General features: G+C 72.4%; 6 protein-coding genes and 1 pseudogene. 1 reads left to right on the forward strand and 6 read right to left on the reverse strand.

Annotated elements, in window-relative coordinates; translation table 11 throughout:
* Positions 1 to 11: 11 nt before the first annotated feature.
* The 4 genes from ABD841_RS23770 to purN all read right to left on the reverse strand — a co-directional run bounded on the left by ABD841_RS23770 (position 12) and on the right by purN (position 3,433).
* A complete protein-coding gene (locus ABD841_RS23770) occupies positions 12 to 872 on the reverse strand; it encodes a bifunctional methylenetetrahydrofolate dehydrogenase/methenyltetrahydrofolate cyclohydrolase (protein WP_344975857.1) in 861 nt (286 codons plus the stop codon).
* Positions 873 to 892: 20 nt separating this feature from the next.
* Positions 893 to 1,069, reverse strand: a complete 177-nt coding sequence (locus tag ABD841_RS23775; RefSeq protein WP_344975859.1) for a hypothetical protein — start codon at positions 1,067 to 1,069, stop codon at positions 893 to 895.
* Positions 1,070 to 1,221: 152 nt separating this feature from the next.
* On the reverse strand, positions 1,222 to 2,766 hold the full coding sequence (gene purH, locus ABD841_RS23780) for a bifunctional phosphoribosylaminoimidazolecarboxamide formyltransferase/IMP cyclohydrolase (protein WP_344975861.1): 1,545 nt from the start codon (positions 2,764 to 2,766) through the stop codon (positions 1,222 to 1,224).
* A gap of 46 nt (positions 2,767 to 2,812) precedes the next feature.
* Positions 2,813 to 3,433 carry a phosphoribosylglycinamide formyltransferase gene (gene purN / locus ABD841_RS23785; RefSeq protein ID WP_344975864.1) on the reverse strand — a complete coding sequence of 207 codons (621 nt, stop codon included), beginning with the start codon at positions 3,431 to 3,433 and terminating at the stop codon, positions 2,813 to 2,815.
* A gap of 79 nt (positions 3,434 to 3,512) precedes the next feature.
* Here purN and ABD841_RS23790 point away from each other — a divergent pair, with 79 nt between their 5' ends.
* The gene (locus ABD841_RS23790) at positions 3,513 to 3,923 is read left to right on the forward strand and encodes a hypothetical protein (protein WP_344975867.1); all 411 of its coding nucleotides are present in this window, start codon (positions 3,513 to 3,515) and stop codon (positions 3,921 to 3,923) included.
* A gap of 136 nt (positions 3,924 to 4,059) precedes the next feature.
* Here ABD841_RS23790 and ABD841_RS23795 read toward each other — a convergent pair whose 3' ends face one another.
* The gene (locus tag ABD841_RS23795) at positions 4,060 to 5,721 is read right to left on the reverse strand and encodes a cell division protein PerM (RefSeq protein WP_344975870.1); all 1,662 of its coding nucleotides are present in this window, start codon (positions 5,719 to 5,721) and stop codon (positions 4,060 to 4,062) included.
* Positions 5,722 to 5,926: 205 nt separating this feature from the next.
* Positions 5,927 to 6,052, reverse strand: a pseudogene (locus ABD841_RS23800) (succinate--CoA ligase subunit alpha); the annotation flags it as partial.

Genomic DNA, 6,052 nt, shown 5'->3' on the forward strand with positions numbered 1-6,052 from the left:
GATCCGGTGTGTCAGCCCTGCTCTCGGACGCGCTTCTCCGCGGCCTCGACCACGTTGGCGAGGAGCAGCGCCCGGGTCATCGGGCCCACGCCGCCCGGGTTGGGGGTGAGGAAGCCCGCGACGTCCGCGACGTCGGGGGCGACGTCACCGGCGATCTTCCCGTCCACCCGGGAGACGCCGACGTCGAGCACGGCGGCGCCCGGCTTCACCATGCTCGCGGTGATCAGGTGCGGCACCCCCGCCGCGGCGACGACGATGTCGGCCCGCCGGGTGTGGGCCGCCAGGTCCTGGGTGCCGGTGTGGCAGAGGGTGACCGTGGCGTTCTCGGAGCGGCGGGTCAGCAGCAGGCCGAGCGAGCGGCCCACGGTGATGCCGCGGCCGACCACGACGACCTCGGCGCCCTTGAGCGGCACACCGTACGCCTGGAGCAGTTTGACGATGCCGTGCGGGGTGCAGGGCAGCGGCGCGTCGACCATGTGGACCAGACGGCCCAGGTTGACCGGGTGAAGGCCGTCGGCGTCCTTCTCCGGGTCCATCCGCTCGATCAGCGCGAGCGTGTCGAGGTGACGGGGCAGCGGCAGCTGGACGATGTAGCCGGTGCACTCGTCGGCCGCGTTGAGCTCGTCGACCACCGCCTCGACCTCGGCCTGGGTGGCCGTGGCGGGCAGGTCCCTGCGGATGGAGGCGATGCCGACCTCGGCGCAGTCGCGGTGCTTGCCGGCGACGTAGATCTGGCTGCCCGGGTCGTCGCCCACCAGGACGGTGCCGAGCCCGGGGACGATCCCCCGCTCACGCAGCACGGCGACCCGCGCCGTGAGGTCCGCCTTGATCTTCGCTGCCGTGGCCTTGCCGTCGAGAATCTGCGCACTCATACGGCTACCCTCTCACGAGATCACCCGCGCTCCTCCGCCTCCCTCCGCTCCAGAATCCGGCGGGTGAAGGGGATCCACTCCACAGCCCGCCCACCCACGTAGGCCGCGCCGAGCGCAATGATGATCAGCATCCAGGGGCCGGCCCAGAAACCATGCATGATCACGAGGGCATACAGGGCGTGGTCGAGCAAGGGCATGAGGAATCTCCACGGCGGGAAGGGAAGGAATGCTTCAGACTAACCGCAGGTCAAACCTTTTTCATCCAGTTAGTCCTGTCTGATCCGCCACTTTCCTGTCTCCCGTGTACGGCCGCCACACCCGTGTGCGGCAGCCGTACGGCGGTGGCGGATCAGTGGAAGAAGTGGCGGGTGCCGGTGAAGTAGAGGGTGACGCCCGCGGCCTCGGCGGCGGCGACGACCTCCTCGTCCCGGATCGAACCGCCCGGCTCCACGACCGCCTTCACCCCGGCGTCGATGAGGATCTGCAGGCCGTCGGCGAAGGGGAAGAACGCGTCGGAGGCCCCGGCGGAGCCCTGCGCGCGGTCACCCGCGCGGGAGACCGCGAGCCGCGCCGAGTCGACCCGGTTGACCTGGCCCATGCCGACGCCCACGCTCGCGCCGTCCGCGGCGAGCAGGATGGCGTTGGACTTCACCGAGCGGCACGCCTTCCAGGCGAAGGCCAGGTCGGCGAGGACCTCCGCGGAGGCCGCGGGACCGGCCTTCAGCTCCCAGGTGGACGGGTCGTCGCCGGGGGCGTCCACCCGGTCGGCGGTCTGCACCAGCAGGCCCCCGTCGATCCGGCGGAACTCCACCGGGTTGGCCGGGCCCTGCGGGCAGGCGAGCAGCCGGATGTTCTTCTTCGCGGTGAGCACCGCCAGCGCCTCCTCGGTGAAGGAGGGGGCGACCACGACCTCGGTGAACACCTCGGCGATCTGCCGGGCCAGCTCCTCGGTCACCGCGCCGTTGACCGCGATCACACCACCGTACGCCGAGACCGGGTCGCAGGCGTGGGCCTTGCGGTGCGCCTCCGCGACGTCGGCGCCGACCGCGATGCCGCACGGGTTCTGGTGCTTGATGATCGCCACGGCGGGCTCGGCGAAGTCCCACGCGGCCCGCCAGGCGGCGTCGGCGTCCAGGTAGTTGTTGTAGGACATCTCCTTGCCGTGCAGCTGCTCGGCGTTGGCCAGGCCGTCCCGCTGCCCGGAGTACAGGGCCGCGCGCTGGTGCGGGTTCTCGCCGTAGCGCAGCGACGAGCGGAGCTCCCAGGCGGCGCCCATGTAGCTCGGCCAGGCGCCCTCCTCCGCGGCGTAGACGTTTGCGAACCAGGAGGCCACCGCGGTGTCGTAGGCGGCGGTGTGGGCGTACGCGGCGGCGGCCAGGCGGCGGCGCTCGGTGAGGGTGAAGCCGCCCTCGGCCACCGCGGTGAGCACGTCACCGTAGGAGGCCGGGTCGACCACGACCGCGGCGGTGCCGTGGTTCTTGGCCGCGGCGCGGATCATCGCGGGGCCGCCGATGTCGATCTGCTCCACGCACTCGTCGTCGGACGCGCCGGAGGCGACGGTCTCCTGGAACGGGTAGAGGTTGACCACCACCAGCTCGAACGGCTCGATCTCCAGCTCTTCGAGCTGCTTGACGTGGGCCGGGTTGCCGCTGTCGGCGAGCAGGCCCGCGTGCACGCGCGGGTGCAGGGTCTTGACCCGCCCGTCGAGGCACTCGGGGAACCCGGTCAGCGACTCGACGGGGGTGACGGGAACACCGAAGGAAGCGATCTTCGCGGCGGTTCCCCCGGTGGAGACGATCTCCACACCCGCGGCGTCGAGCCCGCGGGCCAGCTCCTCCAGCCCGCTCTTGTCGTACACCGCGATCAAAGCGCGCCGGATGGCGATGCGGGTCACTTGATGCTCCTCCTGGTCGGTTCCGGTTTTCTCCGGGGCGCCCGGCTCATCCGCCGGGTCGTCCGAAACGAACAATCCTGCCGGTGACGGTCCAGCCCTCGCGGGCCATCCGGCCGACGGTGTCAACGAGCAGAGTGCGCTCGACGGTCTTGATGCGCTCGTGCAGGCTCGCCTCGTCGTCGCCCTCCAGCACGGGCACGCTCTCCTGGGCGATGATCGGCCCGGTGTCGACCCCGGCGTCGGCGAGCATCACGGTGCAACCGGTGACGCGCACCCCGTACGCGAGGGCGTCGCGGACGCCGTGCGCGCCGGGGAAGGAGGGGAGGAGCGCGGGATGGGTGTTGACGACCGGGAACGCCTGCAGCGTCGGGGCACCGAGGATCTTCATGAAACCCGCGCAGACCACCAGGTCGGGGCGGTGTCCGGCGATACGCTCGGCCAGCGCCCGGTCCCACTCCTCACGGGTGGGGTGGTCGGCCAGCCGCTCCACGAAGGTCGGCACACCGGCCCGCTCCGCGCGGGCCAGCCCTTCGATCCCGTCACGGTCGGCGCCCACGGCGACGACGCGGGCACCGTAGGTTTCGTCTGCCACAGCGTCCAGCAGGGCCTGTAGGTTGGTTCCAGAACCGGACACGAGGACCACAAGCCGAACGGCCTGGGATGACACCGACGCACTCCATTCGCAAGGGGACTCACGCCGCTGCAAGGGTATCGGCCTGTCCGTACGAACGATGCAAGGAGGTCAGGTGACACTACCCGTCCAGGTGCGGCCGGCTGACAGCGCGGGCCGGAGAGCGCTGTGGCTCGCGTTCGCGGCGGTGGTGATGACGCTCATGCTCCCGGTGGCCGGGCTCGTCATGTCGATCTTCGCGCTCGTCGCGTCGATCCGCGCGATCCCGGCGCTGCGCTCCGTCCCCAAGCCCATCGGCACCGCCGTGGCGGGCATCGTGCTCTCGGCCGGGGCGCTGCTGGTGTCGGCGGCGGTGACGGCCCTGCAGTTCTACTTCGGTGACGAGCTGTCCGCCTACACCGAGTGCAACCGGGGCGCGGGCACCGTCGCGTCCCAGAACGAGTGCGTGGAGCAGCTCGAACGGGCGATGGAGAAGAAGATGCCCTTCGTCCAGCCCGGCCAGGTGCAGTTCCCCTTCCCCCCGTGACCGGCACGATCTCCCCGTGAGCCGGGTGGCGCCGCGCGGGCGGGGCACCGGGAGCGCCGCCCGCGCGGGCCGATCCGCGGTCACTCGGTGGCCCGGGGGGCAGGCCCTCCCGGAGGGAACCCCCCCGCCACCGCCGTCAGTCGCGGTCCCAGGCGTAGGGGTCCAGGTAGATGACGTGGCCGCCCTTGTCGTCGGTCTCGTCGACGATGTCGCGCCGGGGCGGGCGCGGTGGTTCGGGGCGGCGGGGCTTCGGCGGGTTCTCCGCGGCCGCCGAGGCGTGCTCGTCCTCCCAGTCGTCCCGGATGACCGGGATCGGCTGGGTGTCGCACTCGGTGGCGTCCAGCCAGTGACCGGGCAGCTTGCGCAGCTCCTCCGGTTCGGCGAACCCGACCTTGCTGGCCACCGACCCGGCGGCCTTGGCGAGCTTGACGCCCGCCTTGCGCACCGGCGCGGTGGCCGTGCCGACCTTGGCCGCCGCCTTGGTGACGGCCGTGTTGTGCCCCCGGAAGATCAGCCACCAGTTGGCCAGCCCCGCGGAGATCCCCGCGGCGACCCCGACCTCCAGGGTGACCGAGAGCATCACCTCCCAGCCCGACGGTCCCACCGTGGACAGCCGCGCACCGCCGAGCGAGCCGCCGGACAGCGCCGCCAGCAGCCCGGCCGCCGCCCCGGTCGCCGCGCCGCAGACGAACCCCCACAGCGGGGCGCCCTCGTACGAGGGGGACGGGGCGACCCGGACGACCAGCACACCCGCCACGGCACCGGCCACGAAGGGCACCGCGATCACCGCCATCACCCAGGCCGGGGTGGGGCCCGCCTCCGGCAGCGCACCCAGGATGGGCAGGCTCGGCACCGTGCCCAGCTGGACCCCCGTCGGCGCGACCAGCGTTCCGGTGCCGACGGTGAAGCCGGGACCGGCGATGTAGGCCATCCCCCAGATCACCGCGTTCAGCGCGTAGAGACACTGGATGAGCAGCAGGAGCAGGCCGCCGACGAAACCGGGCGACAGGACCCCGGACAGCTCCCTGACCTGCGCGAAGTTGACCACGAGCGCGCCGAGCACGATGACCGCGCCCGCCACGAGCATGATCGCCAGGGCGGCCGACGTGCCCACCACGACCGAGCGGAGCCGCTCGGGCAGCAGGCGCAGCATCGACCGCCACGGCCCGATCGTCCTGGCGACGGCCAGGGAGCCCGCGCCGAAGGCCAGCACCAGGTGACTGACCAGCACGTCACCGAGGAAGGGCTGGGTGATCTCGTTCCGGGTGATCAGCGCGATCGTCCCCGCCAGCAGCGCGTACGGCGCCGCCAGCGAGATGCCCGCCTGCGCGATCAGGACCAGTTGCGCCCGGCGCCGGGCGTTGGCCACTTCCTTCGGGCTGTTCTTGGGCAGCCGGGCGGGCAGCCGGAGCCGCAGGTCGGCGTCGCGGGCCATCCAGATCGCGGCGCGGTACAGCAGGAGGGCGGGAAGGACCGTCAGCCCGAGCGGGAGCAGCCCCACCGAACCACCGGGGATCGCGAACCCCGCGTGGTGAGCGGCCAGCCAGACCTGCGCCGCGGTGCGGAACACCGCCGGCAGACCGGAGCCGAGCGCACCACGGGGTGCGGCGATCCAGCCGACCAGCGTGAGCGTGGTGAGCACCGCCAGCCCCACGCCGAGCGTCCACGCGGCGGCGAGCATCCCGGAGACGGGGAGCGGCCGGCGGACGTCATCGTCGTCACCCGTGAGGCCGGGCAGGGGGATACGGCTGAGGACATTGCGGGGGGCCGTCCGGAGCTGATCGAAAAGGGCCGTCACAACAGTCGATGGTCTCAGGATCTTCCGCGCGGAAGGGACTCCTTCGCCCCGCGTGTCGCGCACCGCGCCCCAAGCCCCACATGTGCTAGTACGAGCGCCGGACACGGGAAGGGCGCCCGGCGAGGTGCCGGACGCCCTTCCGTCGTCGTCCTCCGTCGTCCCGCCGCGCGCCTCCGGGAACCCGGGGCCGCGGTGGCCGGTACGGCTAACGCGCCTGCATGACCTCGCGCATCAGGCGGGCGGTCTCGCTGGGAGTCTTGCCGACGCGGACGCCGACCTTCTCCAGGGCCTCCTTCTTGGCCTGGGCGGTGCCGGCCGAGCCGGACACGAT

It is taken from the genome of Streptosporangium fragile, from assembly GCF_039534445.1.
GTDB lineage: Bacteria > Actinomycetota > Actinomycetes > Streptosporangiales > Streptosporangiaceae > Streptosporangium > Streptosporangium fragile.